This window comes from Pseudomonas sp. PH1b, from assembly GCF_000633395.1.
Lineage (GTDB): Bacteria > Pseudomonadota > Gammaproteobacteria > Pseudomonadales > Pseudomonadaceae > Aquipseudomonas.
The window spans coordinates 223,692-243,129 of the sequence record NZ_AYMU01000008.1 but is presented as its reverse complement, the minus strand read 5'-3'; the positions used below and the strand labels follow the sequence as shown (position 1 = coordinate 243,129).

Genomic DNA, 19,438 nt, shown 5'->3' with positions numbered 1-19,438 from the left:
GGCAGTAGAGTTCTTCTTCTCAATAGCCAGCCGAGCGCAAAAAAAGTATCACCGGTGGGGCGATTTTTTTATCGGCTCAGGCGGGCGAGAGCATGATCCAGAGACCATTCAAATGGCCGCGGACCAGGATCGGGTAGGTCTGCGCCAGCATATTCAACGTGCGTGGGGTGTCGCTGATGGGATAGGCACCGGAAATCGGCAGGTCGGCCAGCGCAGGGTCGAGGCGAACAATGCCCCGGTGATAGCGCGTCAGTTCGTCGATGAAGTCGGCCAGGCGCATCTTGTCGGCCATCAACATGCCACGTGTCCAGGCGCCTGTGTAACGGTCGGTGGCGGTGATCGGGCCGAAGGTGTGGGCAGAAAAGTCGGTACCTTGTCCTGCATTGATGATCAGCGGTGTTGCGCCTCGATTGTCTGCCAGTTCAACTTTAACCGCGCCTTCCAGCACCGCAAGGTGAGTGCGCGGCTGCCGTTCGCGTACCGTGAAGCGCGTGCCCAGCGCCTGCATCCGGCCTTGGCGGGTGCTGACCAGAAAGGGCCGGGGCAGCGGTGCATCATCTGGCGCGGTCTGCACCAGGATTTCACCTTCGCGCAGGTGAATGAGCCGTTGGCTGGCATCGAACCGCACGTCAATGGCGGTGTCGGTGTTCAGCGTGATTTTCGAGCCGTCAGCCAATGTCAGCTCCCGTTGTTGGCCGACAGGGCTGCGGTAGTCGGCGGTCCATTGCTGGGAATCTGCCAGTTTCCAGCCACCCCAACCGACCGGCAGGACCGCCAGAATCATCGCCAGCTTGCCCAGCGCTGCTCGGCGCTCAGGGCTGCTGGGGCGATCCAGCGTCGACATCGCCAGTGATGGCGGCAGGCCGCCGAGTTTGCTCTGTAACAATTTCGCTCGTGCCCAGGCGTGGCCGCGCTCGGGCGTGCTGGCTTTCCAGCGCTCCCACTCGGCCTGCTCCGGGTCGCTGAGTTCACCTTCACCCATGCGGATCAGCCAGTCGGCTGCCTCCTCGAGGGCCTGGTGTTTGAGGGACGGTTCACCGGGACGTGCGAGCATTCACTCCGCCAGCAACAGGCATTGCACGAAGGCCTGCTTCATGTAGCGCTTGACCGTGATCAGCGATACGCCCAATTGCTGGGCAATGTCGTCGTATTTCAAGCCGCTGATCTGCGAAAGCAGAAACGCACGTTTGACCAGCGGCGGCAAGGCGTCGAGCATCGCGTCAACTTCGTGCAGGGTTTCCAGCACCATGAACCGCAGTTCCGGTGAAGGCACTTCCTGTGGGGGAATGTGGGCGAGGGCGTCCAGGTAGGCGCGTTCCAGTGCTTTGCGCTGATACCAGTTGACCAGAATGCCCTTGGCCACGCAGCTCAGGTACGCCCGGGGTTGTTCGATGACAGTGACCTGGGAGGCGAGGATGCGGGCGAAGGTATCCTGCGCCAGATCCGCAGCATCCATGGCATTACCCAGTTTTTTTCTCAGCGTCGCGTATAGCCAGCCATGATGGCCGCTGTACAGGGCTTCGATCACGCGCAGATGATTGTCGTTATTGGCGGGAAGGGTTTCGCTCATGGCTGCAGGTTTTCATGCAATTGAGAAGTATTCCCAAGAGTAATTTACAACCCGACCAGGACGCAAGCGCCGAACGGCATCCCTGCAAGGCGCTTGGCAGGCAACGCCGTGGAGTGTTCATCGGGTGGATGTGCGACACGCTGTTGGCGCATTTCCGGGGCTCGATACCTGGTGCATCGGCGCGACTGTTGAGGGCGGCGACTGCCCGCTGGAGCAGCGCATGCAGGTCGAGAAGGGCGGCATCAGGCGCCGGAGCGTTGAAAGGGATCGGCAGCGCGGGACCACTTCAGTACGCTGGTTTTCAAAGCAGAAGCCAGCAGATCAATCCTCTGGCGAGGCAGGGTTCGGCTGCCCTGCTGCAGGGCGGTAGCGCAGCGTCATCAACGGAATCAGTGCCACCAGGTAGGCCAGGCACACGAACAGATAGGTGTACTGCAAGCCATAGGCCTGGCTGAGCAAGCCGCCCGCAGAAATGCCGGCGATCGAGGCGAATTGGGCAGTGCCCTGGGCGATCCCCAGTACCTGGCCCTGTCGCGAGTTGTCGGCAGTTTTCGAGATCAGCGCCATCAGCACGGGGGTCGTGGCACCCAGTAATACACCCCAGATGAAGTAGGCGATGACAAACACCAGGGGATTACGGGTGATGCCCGCCACGGCGGTCAGGGCGATACAGCCCATGACGATGTAGCTGATCCGATGCAGTGTGTCCTGCTGGCTGCGGTGTTCGAAATACCGCGACCATGCCGTGGCAGAAAGGATAAAGCCCAACGCCAGCAAGCCGTAGCACAAGCCGACCACTGAGTGGCTCACCTCGAATATCGAGCTGACATACAGTGAGAAAACGCTCTGGGGTAGCATCCGCGCCAGCAGCAGAATGCCCATCACACTGAGCAGCGGCAGCAGCGCTGAACCTTGCCAGAGACTGGCGCAGCGAGCGGCCGGCGAGGCCTTGTCGATGACCGGCGCTCGCTTCACCGGTGGCACATTCGGCAAGGTGACTGCCGCGATTAGCGTGCACACCGCACACAGCGCCGAGGCCGTGATGTTGATCCAGAAGAACGTTGCGTAATCGAGGATCAAGCCACCGACGACTGCACCGAGCAACGAGCCGACGTTGGTTGAAATCTGCAGGATGGCGAACAGCCGCGCCCGCCGCGACGGGGCCTCGATGCTGACGCCATACGCCTGTGCCGGAGCGATGTAGCCGGCGAAGGCGCCTTGCAGGAACCGCAGGATCAGAATGGCCCAGATATCACTGAAGAGAGCCAGCCCCAGTTGGGTCAGCGACAAACCGGCGAGCGCGCGGATCATCATCAGCTTGTGGCCATAGCGGTCCCCTATGCGGCCCCAGAATGCGCTGCTCAGCATGATGCCGAGCATCGGCCCGACGTACACGGCGATGCTGGCGAAGCTGAAAAGCGATTCCGAGGTGGTGAGTCCTCGCAGGTGGAGAGGCCAGAATGGCCCGCTCATTTCCATCGCGCCCATGGAAACCAGCTGGATGGCAAAGAGAAGATAAATCAGGACCCAGACTCGCGAACCCTGAATGACACCTGCATGGGACATGAATCGACCTCGATCAAAGGCTAGCGAGCGGGCAGGCCGGAGAGGGTTGGCGACAGTGGCTGCACTGCACCAACCGCCTGGGCAGCAAGGGGCACGGCCATGGAGCTGTCTGAGGTTGCGGTTCCCGCGATGCCAGCGCGACACGCTCGCGCATGGCCTTGAAGACAAGGTCGCTCTCGTCCCACAGGACCTCCCACAACCAAGAGTTGATCACACCCTGTTCCTTGGTCAGTCACAGGTTTGTTTGGTGTTGACGAGTGAGGAACACCGTGCCGAATACGAAGATGTACAGCGTTTCGATGAGACCGCGGGACAGCAGACTACCCGTCTTGACCTTGGGTGAAAACAGCACCCGGTGCGCAAAGATATTTCCATATCCCCCTCGTTATGGGTTTGGCCCCCATTGCCGGTGACCCTGATCTTGCTGGAACAGCCGCATGGCGTGACTCGACCCGCTCAAGTCAAAAAACTTTACCGCGGGTGATACTTTTTCGCGGGTCGACTGGCAATAGGAGTAATAACCATTACCCATGCTGAATAGGATCCTCACGTCATGCCTGTTGTCAGTCGTCCTTGTGGTGAGCGGGTGCTAGCACTCGCCATTCGTACCGCCATGCTGAATTTTGTGTTGGTCGCCGGAAGCGCCAGTGCCTGGGCCGCGGGCCCCGAGCAACAAGAGGTTGCCGCCGACAAGACTGCAAACACTCCAGCGGCGACGCCGACCGACTCCAGCAACCCTGGGTTGATGCTCGACTCCACCACGATCAATGGCTATTACAGCGGCCCGACGTCGCTGCCGGAGGTGCTCGCCGGCGGCCAGGTCGCCCGCGGTGCCAGGCTGGGCATGATGGGCAACAAGGATGTGATGGACACCCCCTTCAGTGTCACCAGCTACACCGCCCAGACCCTGGCCGATCTGCAAACAGTCACCGTTGCCGATGCGCTGGAGCGTGATCCGTCGGTGCGTTCGACCGGTCAGACGGGAGGCATCGTCGACTCGTTTTTCATCCGTGGTTTTCCCGTCGGCGAAGGCAACCTCGGAGAGCTGGCCTACGACGGTGTGTACGGGGTAGCGCCCAACTACCGGGTATTTACCGAATACGCCGAGCGTGTCGAAGTGCTGAAGGGGCCGGGTGCACTGATGTACGGCATCTCGCCGAACAGCGGTGTCGGTGGAGTGATCAACATCGTTCCCAAGCGCCCGCTGGACGAGGACTTGACCCGGGTGACCAGCAGTTACGCCTCCGATTCCCAGGTGGGAGGTCATCTGGACATCAGCCGCCGCTTCGGTTCGGAGAATCAGTTCGGGGTGCGCTTCAACGGCAACCTGCAAGGTGGAGATACGGCCGTCAATGACCAGCACCGAGATTTGGGCATCGGTGCCATTGCCCTCGATTATCGTGGCGAGCGCTTGCGCTTGAATCTGGACTTCATCAGCCAGAAAGAGAGCTATGAGGGCGCCTCGCGGCCGTTCACCATAGCGCCAGGCGTTGAGGTTCCTTCCGCGCCGAATGGCCGTACCAGTCTGCCGCAGAAGTGGGGCTGGTCGGACACCAAGGAGCAGTCGGCATTGCTCGGTGGTGAATATGACCTGAGCGATACGCTCAGCCTGTTTGCCCATGCCGGTGGCGGCAAATCGGATGTCAAGCGGATGTCTGACCAGGTACCGAGAATCCTCAACGAGGCCGGTGATACCAGCAATATTCCCGGCTACTACAAATTCAACGTTGATCGATCGACCGTCGATGTGGGTCTGCGCGGTGAGTTCGTTACTGGTGCGGTCAGCCACATGACCACCTTGATGGCAACCCGGTACCAGGACGAGTTGTCCCGCGGAATCAACAACGGCACTGAAATTCGCTCGAACATTTACCATCCGGTCGAGGTGCCGCAGCAATACATCAATTCGCCTAAAGTGCTGCGCATTTCCGAATCGCAGCTGTCGGGCGTCGCATTGACCGACACACTATTGATGTTCGATGAGCGCTTCCAGTTGACCCTGGGTGTGCGTCGGCAGGACATCGAGTCTCGTAACTACAACCCAGCGGGTTCGGTCAGTTCGAAATACAACGACAGCGCCACAACCCCGCTGGTTGGCGTGGTGATCAAGCCTTGGGAGGAGGTCTCGCTCTACTACAACTATGTCGAAGGGTTGAGCAAAGGAGACATTGCCCCCGGCACGGCTAGTAATGCCGGTGAGACATTCGCCCCGTACAAATCGAAGCAGCACGAACTGGGGGTCAAGTATGAACACGGCACCCTCATGACCACCGTGGCGCTGTTCCAGATCGAGAAACCCAGTGGCGAAGTCGGCGCCGGTAACCTGTTCTCTGTGCAGGCTGAACAACGCAACCGCGGCATCGAGTTGAGCATGTTCGGCGAAGTTGCACCCGGCACGCGCCTGATGGGGGGCGTGACGCTGCTTGATGGCGAATTGACCGATTCGGCGACCGTGGCCAACCGTGGCAACAAGCCGGTCGGTGTGCCTGACGTACAAGCCAACCTCTGGGCTGAATGGGATACACCCTGGCTTGAAGGTTTCACCCTGACCGGCGGCGCGATTTACACCGACAGCCAATACGTTAACCAGGCCAATACCCAGGAGCTGGATGCCTGGACACGCTTCGATGCCGGCGCGCGTTATGCCACCAAGATCGAAGGCCGGCCGACGACGTTCCGCGCCACGGTGCAAAACGTCTTTGATCGTGAGTACTGGTCCGGCGTTGCCTCGTATGGCGCATTCTCCCAAGGTTATCCGCGCACGTTGCAACTGTCGGCCACCGTTGACTTCTGACCGCTGCGGGAGGGGTTGCCACAGCAAGAGTTGCAACCTCATCTGGTCCAATCGAAAAGGGAGTTTCGCGTGTTGAACAGCTCGGGCTCTGCGGCAGCAGGCATGCCTTCACCCTTGCGGACATTGACCCAGCGGTTGGCAATCGAATGTGATCGCAGCCCGAATGGGCACATCCGCGAGTTGCTTCGAGTCTATGGCCTGCGTACCAGCCTTATCCGCTTCAAGGTTCTCAACGCGCTGATCGCCGCCGCGTTGGAGGGGCGTGCGGTAAGCGTCCGGGGAGTGCATGCCTATCTAGGGACGGTATCGGCCGGGATGACATCTGCCCGTGTGCGCGAAGTGCTGAAACGCCTGTGCGCCGAGGGCGTCATCCTGCTTCAGGCTGATAAGAACTACCGGATTAACGAGGAAGCCTGGAGCATCCTGAAGCAGCACCGGGGTGGCTGAAATCTCCTGGAAGACGATGGAGCAGAGCAGATGTAGATCTGGCTGTGGATTCTGGATGGCGCTGAGCCGAGCTGATGCGGCCTGAAAGACTCAGGCTCCATTCCCTAAAAGACTCTCGCAAATCGCCGAAGGCCATTTTGACTTGGCCTTAGGGGGGGAGAAGCCATGGCCAATGCTCCATGACAACTCATCGAGAGCCTATGTTTTTCATGGGTTTTCTCCCATGCAGTGGACGCGGGGACGCCCTAGGCGGTGAGGACCGCGTTGAAAGCCATTAGCCCCATGCTCGCCAGGTTGATGATGGCGTTGGCATTCGCCACATCGGCAATCGTCTGCGCGAGTTTTTCCGCATTGATGATGGTGTTCTGTACGGTACTGAGGCTTGGCGGCCTGATGGCCAGTTGGTCTGTCAGAAACGCGCGGCGTTGGTTTTTCATCAGCTCCAGGTCACGTTCGGATTCGAGCAGCAGTGCTCGGTAATGGCTGCGCTGGCTGATGTCCGCGACTTGATCGATCAGGCGGCGGTATTTCTCCTGGGCCTCCGTGAGCAAGTCGACGGTGGCGAAATACAGTTGGAGAAAGCTCAACTGTTGCTCTGGCGTGCAGTGACTCATCGTATTCATGTGCGCTCCAATAAACAGGCTTACTCAGTGGCCACGCTGGGCGGTTTGGGTGAGTTTCCCTTGGCCGCTTCAATCTTTTCCTTGTTGTCTTCGATGCTCTTTTTTATATCCCCGGCAAACTGCGCAACGGCGTCGAGGCGGCTCTTGACGGGTAGCTCATCGCCCATCACCGCCAGTGCCTTTTGCGTATTGCCCAGCGCTTGTGCGGTGTCGGGCAAAGGCGAGGTCAGTTTGGCCAGGTCGGTATCGATCTGTAGCAGTTGCTGCTGGAGCTGTTTCTCGTCAGCCATACGGCTGTCGGTGAGGGTGTGCAGTTCGCTGTAGAGGGCGGCCGTTGTTGCGGTGCCGGCAGCTTTGCGCAGGCGTTCCTCGAAGTCGGTCTCGCTCTGCAAGGTGGCGATGCTGCTCAATTGTGTGCGTATCGAGTCCAGCCTTTGCTGCGCGATGGCCGCCTGCACTGCGCGAAAGTTGGCCATTTCCGTTTGCAGCGAGAGGGACAGCGAGGCGCCCTGGTTTGCCTGGTCCAGCAGCGCTTGCGGGGTGTTACAGCCTTGCAGCGTGGTGATGCCCGCGATAAGCAGCAGGAACCCAAGGGCGCACGGCAAGTGAGTGGCGGTTCGACCTGGCATGGCTAGTTCACCCCGTTGCCGATGTAGAAGATCCCCAGCAGCCCAAGTAACGCCACCACGTTGTCCGACTTGATTCCGCCGGCGCTGGCGGCGGATACCTGTTCCACCGTCGAGCCGATCAACGATGACCATTGCTTGGCGTTGACCTCCGCATAGGCTAGCTGCAGCTCGTGGTGGGCAGCGATGTACTGGTACTCCAGTTTCATGCGCCGGCCCTCCAGACGGTTGAGGGCATCCAGGTACAGGACGACAGCCCTGTAGAGATATTCCCGCTCCTGTGGCGTGGTGTTCTTGAAGGCATTGGCGGTTGTGGCTCCTTTGACATGAGCGTTGTCAGCCACCTGATCCAGGGCTTTTCTTGCCTGGTCCAACTGGTGCAACTGCTCTACCGTCGCCTGCAGCGACGCTTCTCCAATCCTGAGCATGGCCTTCCGAGCCGCTACTTCACGGTTCACCGCTTCGAGCTGCAGTTGCTCCTGATTGCGTCGAATCAGCAGGGGCAAGGCCAGCGGGGCTTTCGCGTCGTTCAGTGATTTCTGCGCATCGTCTGCCAACTTGGGGAACATGACGAACGCCACGGTCGCCTTGTTCGCCCCCTCGGGAAGCTTGCCGTCCTTGTTGGCCTGGGTGACCGCATCGACGAAGCTGTCGAGTGACTCGAGCCGTTTCTTGGAAATGAACTGTCGCGACAACGCGTCGGGAGAGCTCTCAAGGAGTTGAATCGCTGTTTCAAGATCTGCAAAGGCCGCCTTGACCTTTTCCTGAGCATTGGGCGCTTTGCTGGCAAGCGCTTCGGTATAGGCTTTGCTCGCCGCTTCGTAGTTGCTCGCCTGAATGGCCAACGTGGCTTGGGCTGATGCTGCTTGGGCTTTGTCTTGCTCAAGCCGCTGGTAAGCCGTACTTACTGCACCACCGACCTTGCTATAGGGAATGGAGGTTGGCTGAGCTGAACACAGTGCCTGGATTTGCTTCAACGTTTCTTTGGCAAGGGCTTTACGGCCTTTGGTTTCTGGGGTGTCTGTCGGCAGGACCGTCACTTCTGCGGTGATTGCGACGCTGCGCGGTGTAGATTGAGCGGCGCCATCGGCCGTCAGATCCGCGCATTGGGGCGCAGGCTTGAGCAGGCTGACCTGGGACCACGTCTCGTTGGCACTGGCCAACCGTTTGGTCCACGTCTGCTTTTGGTATTGCGCATCTTGCATGGCCCGTGTGGTCGCAGCCGAGTCGGTTGCGCCCAGCCGCCCCATCTGCCTGTCCAGGCCGTCATAAAGCGTCTGGGTGATCGACGCGCTGTCGACCAGGGATCGCAGCTGCTGGTCGCGAATGGCCATTGCGAGTTTGTCCTGGGTATCAAGTTCAGCATTCAGCAACTGGGCCAGATTGGTGCGTTCGCTGGCAATTACCGCTGCGGTGTCTACCTGGGCCCAGGCTGTCTTGGCCTCAGTAGCCTGTTTCTCCCTGAGTTCGTTATGCAGATAGAGGGAGCCGCAACCTGTCGTGCTAAGCAACAGGCTCACCATGGCAACAAGACGAGCGCTCGCGGGGTCGATCTTCAAGTCATGCTCCTGCCAGGGGCCAGTTCACGAGGGCGCGGGTACGCACCGGGTTCAGTTTGAATCGCAGTGTTGTTCGGGGTTTGTTTGGAGCCGTGTGGTTAGGGGGAGGGGAGGCTAATAGCCATTATTGCGAACTATAGTCGGGGGCTTTGGGTTTGCAAGGAGGGAAGTAGCAGGAAAGCCAGGTACCACGGTCGGGCTCAGAGTGCTGATGGCGCGCGCCAATGCCGTTGGCCTGTGGTGTTCCTGGACATTGGCGATTTCGCTCGCACGCAGGCGGAATTCAGGTACGGCTTTGCCATCAGCAGCGTCGTCGGCCCAAGCCAGGAAAGCATCGTAGAGCTCGTTCTGTTGGCGATGAGAAGAGATCTTCCCTACAGATCGATAACCTCAGCAAGGACGCGAAGCCTCGTTGCCTTCAGCGACGAACCATCACCGTAAAACGGCCAGACGAAATTGTCGGCCCAACAGGGAGAATCATGCCCTTTGGCAGGCACGGTCTTGAGCTGCTTGGCCAGCGTCAGCCTGCGCTGGGTAGCTAGGTCGGGGCGCTCGTACTTGGCGAAATACCCCAGTGCGTTTGCGATATCGCACTTGGGCAAGATCCTGAAGAAGTCAGATTCGCAGCTTACTCGACGATGCCTAAAGACTATCCGGATCACCAAGGAACATTAGGAAATTCATATAAATCAGATGGTTACGGATGGAAAATTGGTTTTGTATCCCCAGATGTACCCCTTTTTACAGCAGCTACGAGTGGATTACAGTGGAAACACCGAGGGTGGGGCTGTGGGTGCCCAGCGTGTTGCCTTGGCAGAACTCATCACGGCTCGGGTTGGTCGGTACAGCCTCCATGATCAGATGGCCCAATGCCCGAAATAGCTTCACGTTGGCGTTGTTTTCAAAACCTTGCGGGTCGTTCTGCTCGGCCGGGGCGGCGGCTTCTTGTCATTTGCGTAGCTGTAAAGTTACACCTAATGTCCAGCCATGTCGCAGCATCAGATCGCGACCTCTCCGTCGATATCTTCTTCCAGATCTACCCTGTGGTTCGCATTGGCGAGCATGGTTTGCGCCAGGTCCTCTGGCAGTGAGGTGATGTTGCGTCCGCTTCGGATATCAGCCTCCAGCAAACCAAGGAACGCACCGATGGCAGGGTCTTCACGGATAGCGTCTACCCGGGCGACCACGACTTCCCCGGCGCGTACGTCGAATGCGATCTTGCCACCAGTGTCAATGCCCAAAAGCTGGCGAACGGATTTGGGCAGAGTGACCTGCCCTCCGAGGTCAATGTGGCGATTTCGTGGATGGCAGGCATGAGCGTTCTCCCGGATGTATTGATTGAGTGGTAAAGAATAATCCTTGGGTGGTCAATTTTGGTTTTTTTGCTGATCAAGCATATGCGGGGCGGACGCTCAGTAGCGCCGCAAGATGAGTTACACCACCTCCCGGGACACGATCAGCGGCATCGGTCCACGTCCGAGCCCACAACTAGGGCGAACAACTGATCGCTCCCCCTGCTACGGTGGTTCGTTCCGACCGAGCAAGACGCCTTAGTAGCGCTGAGTGAATGGCAACCCCCCGTGATGGCCAAAAGCCAAGCGACCAACTTTAACCGAGATGCTGGCCGAGCACCGTGCTTAGCGCGACAAAGGACCCGCCCATGATGGATTATCTTGCCGCCTTTCCGCTTCCAGAACACCTGCTGCCGGCGCGATTACGCGATCTGCTGCTGCCCATCGGCACCGATCCCGAACTGCGGGGCGAGGTCAGTTGTTTCACGGAAAATGACCTCCACGGACCGCAGGAGGAGGTGTACATGCTTATGGCTGTCGTTCCTGACGACGGGCAACCCGTGCCGATCCTGCACATGGATCAAGGTCAGGTGGCTTTTTCGACCCCGATCCTGCGCGACAAGGGTAGCGAGAAAGGGTTTTCGCCCAGCGTGAGCGGCCACGACTACATCGTCGCGTCCTGGAGCAATGGATCGTTCTACACTTATCACCTGGCGGAAAAGGTCTGGATGGCGTTAGGACTGACCCCGCGCTGTTTCGGCAATGAACAACAGCGTCTAGCCTATGACGACCTGGGACTGCCCGAGTTTAACGTCGCCGAAGGCGAGATCTCCGCACAGTACTACTTCAAGGCTTCCCGGCATGTGCAATGGCGTATGTCCAATGACTACTTGCGCCGCTACCTGTGGCTGTGTGGGGGACTAGGAGTTCGTCAATTTTATTTCAAAGCGCAGCTTGAGGACGGGGCAGAATTGCGAGCCTGGATGAACGGACGCTCATTCGTTGACCTAGGTGGGCCTGGAAGCTGGCTGGACGGGGATGTCCGTGCGAACGGTGGCGGTCTGCTCTTGCAGGTGTGGGCCACAGTCGAGGCGGTGTCCTGTCAGCTGTCGCTGGAACAGACCGCCGAAGGTCTGCATTGGCCGGGCATCCAAGGCGCTGTCACGCACGCCCGAGCCAACGACATCTTCAATGCCGCCACGGTCTATCTGGATGACCAATTCTTGGAGCGCTATGAACAGAACCACTTCTACGACACAACACCGGTCAACCTCCACGGTTTCTGGCACTGTAGTCCGTCCTATTTGGGGCAGTGGGCGTTCACCGGCTGCGAACGCGTCGGTCGTAATTTGATCAGGGTACAACTGCGCGACCTGTACAAGGGGGTGCCTGACCGAGAAATTCTGCATGCGCATGTCCATGCGCTAACGCCCAACCAGATTAACGCCCTTGACCTAGGCGTAGAACATATCGTCGCCAAGGTCGACCGGCTATTGGCTCAGTTGCTGACCTTAGCCGACAACCTGTCAGCACTTGCGAGCCACCTAGGCATCGCGAAGGCCGCTGAAGACGTGATCGGTTTTCAGCGCAACGAAATCAAAGACAATGGATGGTTACATTACCCTCAGTTGGAAAAGCTCGCCCAAGTTGCCCCGTTAGCGATGACACAGCAGGCGTTTTTAGCGCGATGCAAGTCTATCCATGAGCTCTGGCAGCGACTCCCCAACGGTTTCCTCAAACAGCTCCTACACGCTGCAGGTATACCCCGCGCCCAAATCGCCAACAGGGCCAGCTTGAAATTGCTGCAAACGCTACTCAATGTCCTGCAGCGTCTGGAGGGGGACGAAGAGGCGCTTGACGCCTTCAAGCGCGCTGAGCCGCCCGAAGGCTGGGATGATCGCAATGCTGATCTGGCGATGCTGTTCGTGGCTAACGACCTGCGTATTGCCGATGCCCACGACTCTGTGGGCGAGTCCTTGCAAAAACTCCAGGATCAAGGGTTCGATAGTGCGTCCTTGCACCAGGGATACGGTCGTGCACTTGATTTTGTGCTGGACGGCGTCATCACCTCATTCGCAGCGATCAATACTCCGCTCTGCCGGATCCTGGCTCGGGACCGAGGCGGTAGACGTCCGCACCAACGGGTTTAGGCGGACCCCCTCAAGGGCCGCTGCACATGATGGCCCGCAGGCGGCGACAGGATCATCACTTCTTCAGTCGGTGCGAAGGAGGCAAGCTCAGTCAGCGCCGCGGATGATCGTGGAGCGTTACCACGGCAACTTCAGACGCACCAGCTGGCGCTATAGACTAGCTACTACATGGAAGCCGTCATTCCGCGCCTGCTGGGCGGTCGCATCGTAGTGGCAAGCACGGTTCCGAAAGGGGCACCGAGGTGAGGATTGCAGGTCGGTCAGGCGTAGGGTCGGCTCGACCTGCCAAATCCAGGGCAGATTGTTGTTCAACAGTTAGAAGAGTGAATTAGTCGTAACTGTCTGGGCGGAGTGATGCTCTTCAATGCCGCAATCTCAATGTGCTAGCATCCAAAGGGCCCATTCGGAGCACGGTGGATGCAGGCAAAGAAAGATTTATGTGAAGAGGCAAGTAATGGACGCTGACCAAATGCAAGAGCATGGGCCACAAGACGAGCAACGAATCCTCTCGATCAGCACTGCATCAGACTGCGTTGTACATGACACCAAAATTGTTCGGCCGAGCACTCATGTATTTATTGTCGGGGTAGGGCACTATCCCTATTTCATCGATGGTGGTCCTGATTCTTTTGAAGAAGCCGAACTTGGACAACTATCATCCCCTCCTGTTTCGGCCAGAGCCTTGGCACGTTGGTTCATTGACGAATATCACTATCCACCGGCACCGCTCGGTTCCGTCGCGTTGCTCATCAGTGACGATACCAATGTGCCTTTCGAGACAGCCTCTGGAAACTGGGTGGTACCAAAACCTGATTATGAAAATTTCGCTAAAGCTGCTGATGCATGGTTTGAGCGAGGAAATACTGACGAAAGTAATCGACTGGTTTTCGTCTTCTGCGGACATGGATATGGTCAAGGGAGAATCTCATCCCTATTGATGTCCGACTTCAATTTTAAAAGTCGCGCTCGATGGGATAGCGCACTAGATCTCGGTGCATTCGTATCCGGGATGGCTACTTGTGCGGCCGCAGAACAGATTTATTTCATCGATACCTGTCGACGACCTCACGGTGCGCTGCTCGCGCCGGATGCGGCTATCGGGCGCACTCCCGTCCATGCAAAGGCAGACCCACGAGAAGGATTTAAAACCCGGGTCAATGCACCGCTGATCTTCTCGACCGGAGACGAACTGCCCGCACTTGCTCCAGAGGATGGTGTCAGTATTTTTACTGCCGCTTTTTTAAAATCGATGCGCGGTATGGCTGCACGTGATGACAATGGAGAAACTGATTGGAGAGTGAACAACTATTCGCTATTAGAGGCGATGGCGCATGAATCAATTCGATTGACGTCACCCCACTTCAAAACCCCACAGCAGCCTCAGAGTGGTGAGGCTAGAGCATTTGATTTCCATTACCTGCGTGAAAATCCGGTCTCGCCGGTATACCTTGTTCGAACGGGAGGGGAGGCTTGTGGGCCTGGCGATATTCATTACGAACTCCGAGGTAAACCGCAGATTCGATCATGTAATGCCAACGACTATGAAATCGAGTTGGAGCTTCCATTTGGCAGATATAGCTTCACTCTAAAACAGGGTGAAATAGAAATTGCCAAAACACAGCAACGTTCCGCGCCAACATGGAAGAGGGCTAGCTTGACATGACAGCACGAACAGAAGGGAAGGTAGAACTGCGTGTTCAGTTGTATGACGGGGAAGATGTTCGCTTTGGCGTGCCAGTCCAGTTTCGCCCTGTAACTGAATCTCTGGATGACAGCGCCGGTCGGCGCGGTGATGGCAAACGTAAAATGATAACTTCCATCGCCCCTATTTCCATGAACTCTGACATGTATACGAGGGTGAGCCTGGATATCGGTGAGTACGATATTGAAGCCATCCTTCCTTCCGGCGAGCATCTCTCTGCAGAAGTCGACGTTAAGCCGGGTAAAACACACAAGGTTGTCTTAATTGGATGCGACACATCCACCAATTTCAATAACGGATCAAATTTTGTAGGGCGTGGATCACCTCCGAGAAAGCGTCCTAGAAAATCTTTGGATGAGCCAAACCATGAACTGCATCGCGAGTTAAAGGTTTCTGTTGGAAGCATGTTAGTCAGTAAAAGTACACAGAGCATATTTGATCCGTCGAAATGGAGTGACTGGTTTCAATTGCTGATGAAACGATATCAACATCGAGAGGATGTTAATGTCGATATTTTTTCACTACGAGAAAGTGAAGCCGGACTGACTGTTCAACAAGAAGAAGGTGCCGACGGACTGTCTGCGCGCATCAGTTTGATTTCACAGGAAAGGCGACAATTTCACTCGATCCATGTCGGGGGTAAAAGAGTATATGTAGAAATAAGTAGCGCATATGAATTGCGCATAGTCTCTCTCCCGTGGCCATGGGGTGAGTTTGGCACAAGGCCTGGTTCAAAAAAATTTGAAATCATTGCGCAAACTAATGGAGAGCGCTTGCACTGCACGCCACTTTTGATCGATGCCCGTTGGGGCAGTTTGTTGGCGTATATGAGCAGTGGTCGGTTATATCTGGCAAGTGAAATAATCAAACAGGCAAAAGACGCCTTGTTTGGAAAGTCCGAGAATCCCCTTGCTGCCGCAGTAGGTGGGTACATACTGATGTCTACTGAACAGGATGATGAGGCTGAAAATTGGCCGTGGTGGTTAAGTAATCTTTCTGAGCGTTTTCCAGAGTTTCCCGACGGTGCAATCCTTCGTGCCAGATGGTTGCTGCGCAAGGGCGGGATGGAAAATATAAGCAAAGCTCATGATTTACTTTATGATTCCATTCAGCGTGGAATCCCGTTTTTTACAATTGGAGTTACTTGGTTAATTGAAGGCCTGGAACAGACGTCTATTGGCTGCTCGATCTGTGATGAATATTTGAAAATGATTCGTGGCGTTGCAAGATCTGTGGATCTGGAGCAAGCATTTACTTCATTCATCATTCCCCAGTGCCGTCCAGACGGTTCGTCTGCACCGTACAATCGAAAAAAGCCTGCGATCAATAAATCGCTTAACCTTGCTCCGGCTCAGACAAAGCGCTTGAATAAACAAGAGTCGTTTGGCATTAAAATTCCAAAACATTCACTGAGTCTACCGCTGCTGAGGGGCTGATGTTTAAATTAGAGCTTCTTCCGGCCTGTGAAGGTGACTGTCTAATTCTAAGTTGGGGCAATGAAACTATTCGAAGAATCCTTATCGACGGTGGGCGTTCAGCAACCGCTGAAAGTATCAGTGCGTATGTCGACCGGCACCAACTGAAAGAGGGCGCTTTCGAACTGCTGATTGTTACGCACATTGATCGCGATCATATCGAAGGTGCGGTTGAGCTGCTAAAAAATACAAAAACGAGAAAACTGATAAAGGAGGTCTGGTTTAATTCCAGGGTTGACCTCGAACAAGAGCCACTTGCGCCGGGATACGAGGAATTTGGGCCGCGGGATGGCGAACGTCTAAGTCGACTGATCAATCAATATCAGATACCGAATAATCAGTTTGCCAATGGTAATCCCGTGGCTGTATTAGATGAGGTTCTCCCCGTCATACCCCTTCCCGGCGGCCTGGTACTAACCGTCCTTTCTCCTGAACCCAAACAGCTTTCGGCGATTATACAGTCCTGGGATTATGCGCTGGAGGAAGTGCCTGAAGACTGGGAGGCGTTCGGTCTCCCCCCTCCAATAGATATAGATTTCCTTGCGGGTAAAGTATTTAGAAAAGACTCGGCCAAACCTAACGGTACCAGCATCGCGGTCGTAGCTGAGTTCGAAGGTAAACATGTTCTTTTGACAGGTGATGCCCACGTTCAGCGACTCTTGGATTCGTTGGTTATTTATCGAAAAATGCACCCTGATCTCGGGGGGTTCTCTCTCGTCAAAGCCTCTCACCATGGAAGCCAAGGGAATACTTCGCTGGAGCTTGTTCGAGCGTTGCAATGCAGTAACTGGGCCGTTTCGACAAATGGCAGCCAGTTTAAGCATCCAGATAAAGAGGCGATTGCCAGAATAATTGCAGGGTCGCCAAAGAAAACCACACTGTATTTCAATTACAATTCGAAGTTCACCTCATACTGGCAAAATCCCTTTGCTGGGGGTTATTCTTTTGGTCTTTGTTATGGTCAGGATGGCTATATCTCAATAGACATTGCATAAAAGGATGGATGCGCATTGAATGTACTTACTGTTAACACCCTTTGCTATATTATCATCACGAATAAAGATGGAGCGCAGTCGTTATTCAATCAATATGATCAGTTCCTTGTTGATAATGTCAATATCTTAGAGAAGATCTGTACGCTCCCCAAGGATTTGTCTGAGTTCTTCTACGACAAAGAACACCTGATCAGCAATCGCTTGAGTGGTATTTTAAATGGATACAAAATACAGTTCCTGTCTTCCTGTAAAGATGTGTGGCTCTCTCCGTACAAATTTAACGTTGTATTTATGCAGCACCAGGATCAAATTGCCGAACTCCCATCAGATGCGATAGGGGTTTTAAATGGTCGCAAAGGGCTTGCTGATGATAACTTAATAGAATTTAACGAGTTAAATACTTCGAGCCTGCTACAGAAAGTCAATGCTTGTGCGGATCGACTGAATTCCGATGATAAGAAAATATTTCTTGGTATAAAAGATGCTTGCGACTTAAATACCACTGACGAGAGGTTGGCGCTGGATCATATTTTTGAAAAAAGCATATTTAATACCGCGAGTATGAGCGTGCTGAGCTCGTTGAGAGTAGATTACGATGTTAAAGAGGCAAGTGGTGATTATGATCAAGGGCGCGTGTTTGAACCTATGCAGTTCGTCAGTTTGATCCGTGCTCACATTCTAGAAAAATTGACGCCCATAGTATGGCTACCTCACAATGATATTGTGATCAGTGATCTGTCCAGCGACCTCAATACTTTGATTCGGCCAGAGCTGTATACCGAGAATAATTTAAGGAAAGAGGGGTGCGACGACGCCGATGCGTTTTGCGAAGCAATTAATTTAATCAATCGCAGCCAAACAAATTTCGATGTAAGCAAAAATTTTTATTTAGAGCACTATCGCCAGGAAAGAAATCTTATTGAAGTATTGACTTCAGTGTACGCCTCTAGCTATGCGATACCGTGCATTAAGTTGCGCTTGGTAAATGGTTCCATTTATGATGCATTAAAAAATGTTGGGGTGTTAGATAGAAAAAACAACTGGCAAGATGTTAACAAAGTTGTGCTTTCGCTCACTGATGAGCTTTCGAGAAATACGCTACCCTTGCTGAAAACGATACAGGATGCCTACACATCCAGTGTTAAAATCATTTCAAATCTGCCCATCGAATGGGCAAGCCAGAATGGCCTGCCGCTGATGGTTCGGCATGAAGTAAGTAGAATTCCGGTTTCTCCAGGTGTGGCAGCAACGCATGCACTTCTTGATAACGAGCAAATCTGTCTGACCATCGATTCTGTTACAAAAATAAAGATTATCAGCTCCTTCAAGGATGATGATGAAATCAAAGATCATCTAAAGAACAAAGTTGCATTGTTTTTGGATTCAATAGCTGGTAATGGAAAGCTGGATGAGCACCTGAAGCTTAATAATCTTTCGCGAGATGTGCCCTCTCATGATCCTCTGGACATGAAAATAGAGTGGTGCAACGTGGCGAATACCGAAGATCTGCTGGAGCAATTGAGAAGTAATGATTGTGCAATCACGATTTTTGATTTGCATGGAGGTCACAGTGAAAATGGATCCGGTGTATTACAACTGAGAGATGAACTAGTATCCATATATGATCTGGTTGGAAAGTTTAACGCTTCTCCTATCGTTATTCTTAGTTCTTGTGATACTAGCCCCATAGACAGGAATCATAACTCCACCGCCGCCGCTTTTCTCCTTTGTGGTGCAAAAACAGTTTTGGCGAGTGCGCTACCAATATTTAGCGATGAAGCATCTACATTTATAGCGCGTCTTTTGCTTAGAATAAAACTATACCTACCAGAGCGCCTAGACAAAAATAACGGAACAAGTGTGCGCTGGTCGAGTTTTGTATCTGGAATGATAAAAAGGACTTTTTATAGCGAATTTTTTGACCTGCTCAAGAATAAATTTAACCTTGGCGCCAAGGTCAAATCTCGACTGAATTTTTACTCAGGTAGTCGACTGGACCCCCTAAGTGAAAACTGGCATGAAGAAATTATTCATAATACCAGTACTGTCACTGGACAGACGCCGGCCAGGATAAAACAAATCATGCGAGAAGAATTTGCTTTGCCCGAGTGTTTGAAATATATCCAAATTGGCAACCCGGAATCGATCATTTTGGTATCGGAGAATCATATCCATTTGGCCAAGAGAAAGGCCTGAGGCCGTATCCAGGGGCCGTCAATCTTGGCTGCCCCGTTGCCCCGCATGGCATCATGCAATCACAGATTGAATGCGCTACTGGCAATCTTTCCTGTGTCAAATTCTGCTGCCTATTCCTGCGTACGGCCTACTACACTCACGCACAATCCAAGGCTGGGGGGCCTACTACGACAGCTCGATGAACGGCCCTGAGAGTTCGTCGCTTGCGGTCAGCAGGGCAACGTCATCGGACGGGGCGGGGCTTATGCCATCCACCCCAAAAGGTACACGCTTGCGCATCAGGTGATCTAGCAGGCACAACAGGTCGATGCGTGATTCGAAAGGCACCCGGTGCTGGTCAGCCATTTTTCAGGCCATTTGGATGGGCAGCAGCCATATCTTTGCCGGGCCTGCAGTCATGCTCGCTTGTGTCTACCTCGGAACACACTCGCCGTCGCGTAAGA

General features: G+C 54.8%; 14 protein-coding genes and 2 pseudogenes. 7 read left to right on the top strand and 9 right to left on the bottom strand.

Annotated features, from left to right (window positions below):
- Positions 1 to 76: 76 nt before the first annotated feature.
- From U873_RS0115380 to U873_RS0115370, 3 genes are all read right to left on the bottom strand, one after another.
- On the bottom strand, positions 77 to 1,054 hold the full coding sequence (locus U873_RS0115380) for a FecR domain-containing protein (RefSeq protein WP_025129109.1): 978 nt from the start codon (positions 1,052 to 1,054) through the stop codon (positions 77 to 79).
- Positions 1,055 to 1,570, bottom strand: coding sequence for a sigma-70 family RNA polymerase sigma factor (locus U873_RS0115375; protein WP_025129108.1), 516 nt, complete (start codon positions 1,568 to 1,570; stop codon positions 1,055 to 1,057). It abuts the gene before it with no gap.
- A 321-nt stretch (positions 1,571 to 1,891) separates the two neighbouring features.
- The gene (locus U873_RS0115370; RefSeq protein ID WP_025129107.1) at positions 1,892 to 3,136 is read right to left on the bottom strand and encodes an MFS transporter; all 1,245 of its coding nucleotides are present in this window, start codon (positions 3,134 to 3,136) and stop codon (positions 1,892 to 1,894) included.
- Between the two features lie 553 nt (positions 3,137 to 3,689).
- Here U873_RS0115370 and U873_RS0115360 point away from each other — a divergent pair.
- Together U873_RS0115360 and U873_RS0115355 are read left to right on the top strand one after the other, a co-directional pair.
- Entirely contained in the window at positions 3,690 to 5,930 is a 2,241-nt protein-coding gene (locus U873_RS0115360) for a TonB-dependent siderophore receptor (RefSeq protein ID WP_025129105.1), read from the top strand.
- 69 nt (positions 5,931 to 5,999) lie between these two features.
- The gene (locus tag U873_RS0115355) at positions 6,000 to 6,377 is read left to right on the top strand and encodes a hypothetical protein (RefSeq protein WP_025129104.1); all 378 of its coding nucleotides are present in this window, start codon (positions 6,000 to 6,002) and stop codon (positions 6,375 to 6,377) included.
- A gap of 245 nt (positions 6,378 to 6,622) precedes the next feature.
- On the opposite strand, the gene U873_RS0115350 is transcribed toward U873_RS0115355, so the two are convergent.
- From U873_RS0115350 to U873_RS34385, 5 genes and pseudogenes are all read right to left on the bottom strand, one after another.
- Complete coding sequence (locus U873_RS0115350; protein ID WP_157838088.1) at positions 6,623 to 7,000, bottom strand: hypothetical protein; 378 nt, start codon at positions 6,998 to 7,000, stop codon at positions 6,623 to 6,625.
- A gap of 20 nt (positions 7,001 to 7,020) precedes the next feature.
- Entirely contained in the window at positions 7,021 to 7,629 is a 609-nt protein-coding gene (locus tag U873_RS0115345) for a hypothetical protein (protein ID WP_029978421.1), read from the bottom strand.
- Between the two features lie 2 nt (positions 7,630 to 7,631).
- Positions 7,632 to 9,185, bottom strand: coding sequence for a hypothetical protein (locus U873_RS0115340; protein ID WP_025129101.1), 1,554 nt, complete (start codon positions 9,183 to 9,185; stop codon positions 7,632 to 7,634).
- 795 nt (positions 9,186 to 9,980) lie between these two features.
- Positions 9,981 to 10,184: pseudogene (locus U873_RS35250) on the bottom strand (type II toxin-antitoxin system YhaV family toxin); the annotation flags it as partial.
- Positions 10,184 to 10,500 (bottom strand): annotated as a pseudogene (locus U873_RS34385) (type II toxin-antitoxin system PrlF family antitoxin). The pseudogenes U873_RS34385 and U873_RS35250, both read right to left, overlap by 1 nt.
- 345 nt (positions 10,501 to 10,845) lie before the next feature.
- Between U873_RS34385 and U873_RS0115320 the strand changes: the two are divergent.
- The 5 genes from U873_RS0115320 to U873_RS36110 all read left to right on the top strand — a co-directional run bounded on the left by U873_RS0115320 (position 10,846) and on the right by U873_RS36110 (position 18,995).
- The gene (locus tag U873_RS0115320) at positions 10,846 to 12,627 is read left to right on the top strand and encodes a hypothetical protein (protein WP_025129098.1); all 1,782 of its coding nucleotides are present in this window, start codon (positions 10,846 to 10,848) and stop codon (positions 12,625 to 12,627) included.
- 454 nt (positions 12,628 to 13,081) lie between these two features.
- Complete coding sequence (locus U873_RS36120; RefSeq protein WP_157838087.1) at positions 13,082 to 14,290, top strand: caspase family protein; 1,209 nt, start codon at positions 13,082 to 13,084, stop codon at positions 14,288 to 14,290.
- Positions 14,287 to 15,765 carry a hypothetical protein gene (locus U873_RS36670; RefSeq protein ID WP_157838086.1) on the top strand — a complete coding sequence of 493 codons (1,479 nt, stop codon included), beginning with the start codon at positions 14,287 to 14,289 and terminating at the stop codon, positions 15,763 to 15,765. The genes U873_RS36120 and U873_RS36670 overlap by 4 nt, the downstream gene beginning before the upstream one ends.
- Complete coding sequence (locus U873_RS36115) at positions 15,765 to 16,799, top strand: ComEC/Rec2 family competence protein (protein WP_115658609.1); 1,035 nt, start codon at positions 15,765 to 15,767, stop codon at positions 16,797 to 16,799. The genes U873_RS36670 and U873_RS36115 overlap by 1 nt, the downstream gene beginning before the upstream one ends.
- Positions 16,800 to 16,814: 15 nt before the next feature.
- On the top strand, positions 16,815 to 18,995 hold the full coding sequence (locus U873_RS36110; protein ID WP_115658608.1) for a CHAT domain-containing protein: 2,181 nt from the start codon (positions 16,815 to 16,817) through the stop codon (positions 18,993 to 18,995).
- A gap of 165 nt (positions 18,996 to 19,160) precedes the next feature.
- Here U873_RS36110 and U873_RS34380 read toward each other — a convergent pair whose 3' ends face one another.
- Positions 19,161 to 19,340: a hypothetical protein gene (locus U873_RS34380; RefSeq protein ID WP_043274572.1), complete on the bottom strand. Its 180-nt coding sequence runs from the start codon at positions 19,338 to 19,340 to the stop codon at positions 19,161 to 19,163.
- Between the last annotated feature and the right edge of the window lie 98 nt (positions 19,341 to 19,438).

Coding starts and splice junctions, on each gene's coding strand:
- U873_RS0115380 (WP_025129109.1), bottom strand. CDS start 1,054: ATGCTCGCACGTCCCGGTGAACCGTCCCTCAAACACCAGGCCCTCGAG.
- U873_RS0115375 (WP_025129108.1), bottom strand. CDS start 1,570: ATGAGCGAAACCCTTCCCGCCAATAACGACAATCATCTGCGCGTGATC.
- U873_RS0115370 (WP_025129107.1), bottom strand. CDS start 3,136: ATGTCCCATGCAGGTGTCATTCAGGGTTCGCGAGTCTGGGTCCTGATT.
- U873_RS0115360 (WP_025129105.1), top strand. CDS start 3,690: ATGCCTGTTGTCAGTCGTCCTTGTGGTGAGCGGGTGCTAGCACTCGCC.
- U873_RS0115350 (WP_157838088.1), bottom strand. CDS start 7,000: ATGAATACGATGAGTCACTGCACGCCAGAGCAACAGTTGAGCTTTCTC.
- U873_RS0115345 (WP_029978421.1), bottom strand. CDS start 7,629: ATGCCAGGTCGAACCGCCACTCACTTGCCGTGCGCCCTTGGGTTCCTG.
- U873_RS0115320 (WP_025129098.1), top strand. CDS start 10,846: ATGATGGATTATCTTGCCGCCTTTCCGCTTCCAGAACACCTGCTGCCG.
- U873_RS36120 (WP_157838087.1), top strand. CDS start 13,082: ATGGACGCTGACCAAATGCAAGAGCATGGGCCACAAGACGAGCAACGA.
- U873_RS36670 (WP_157838086.1), top strand. CDS start 14,287: ATGACAGCACGAACAGAAGGGAAGGTAGAACTGCGTGTTCAGTTGTAT.
- U873_RS36115 (WP_115658609.1), top strand. CDS start 15,765: ATGTTTAAATTAGAGCTTCTTCCGGCCTGTGAAGGTGACTGTCTAATT.
- U873_RS34380 (WP_043274572.1), bottom strand. CDS start 19,340: ATGGCTGACCAGCACCGGGTGCCTTTCGAATCACGCATCGACCTGTTG.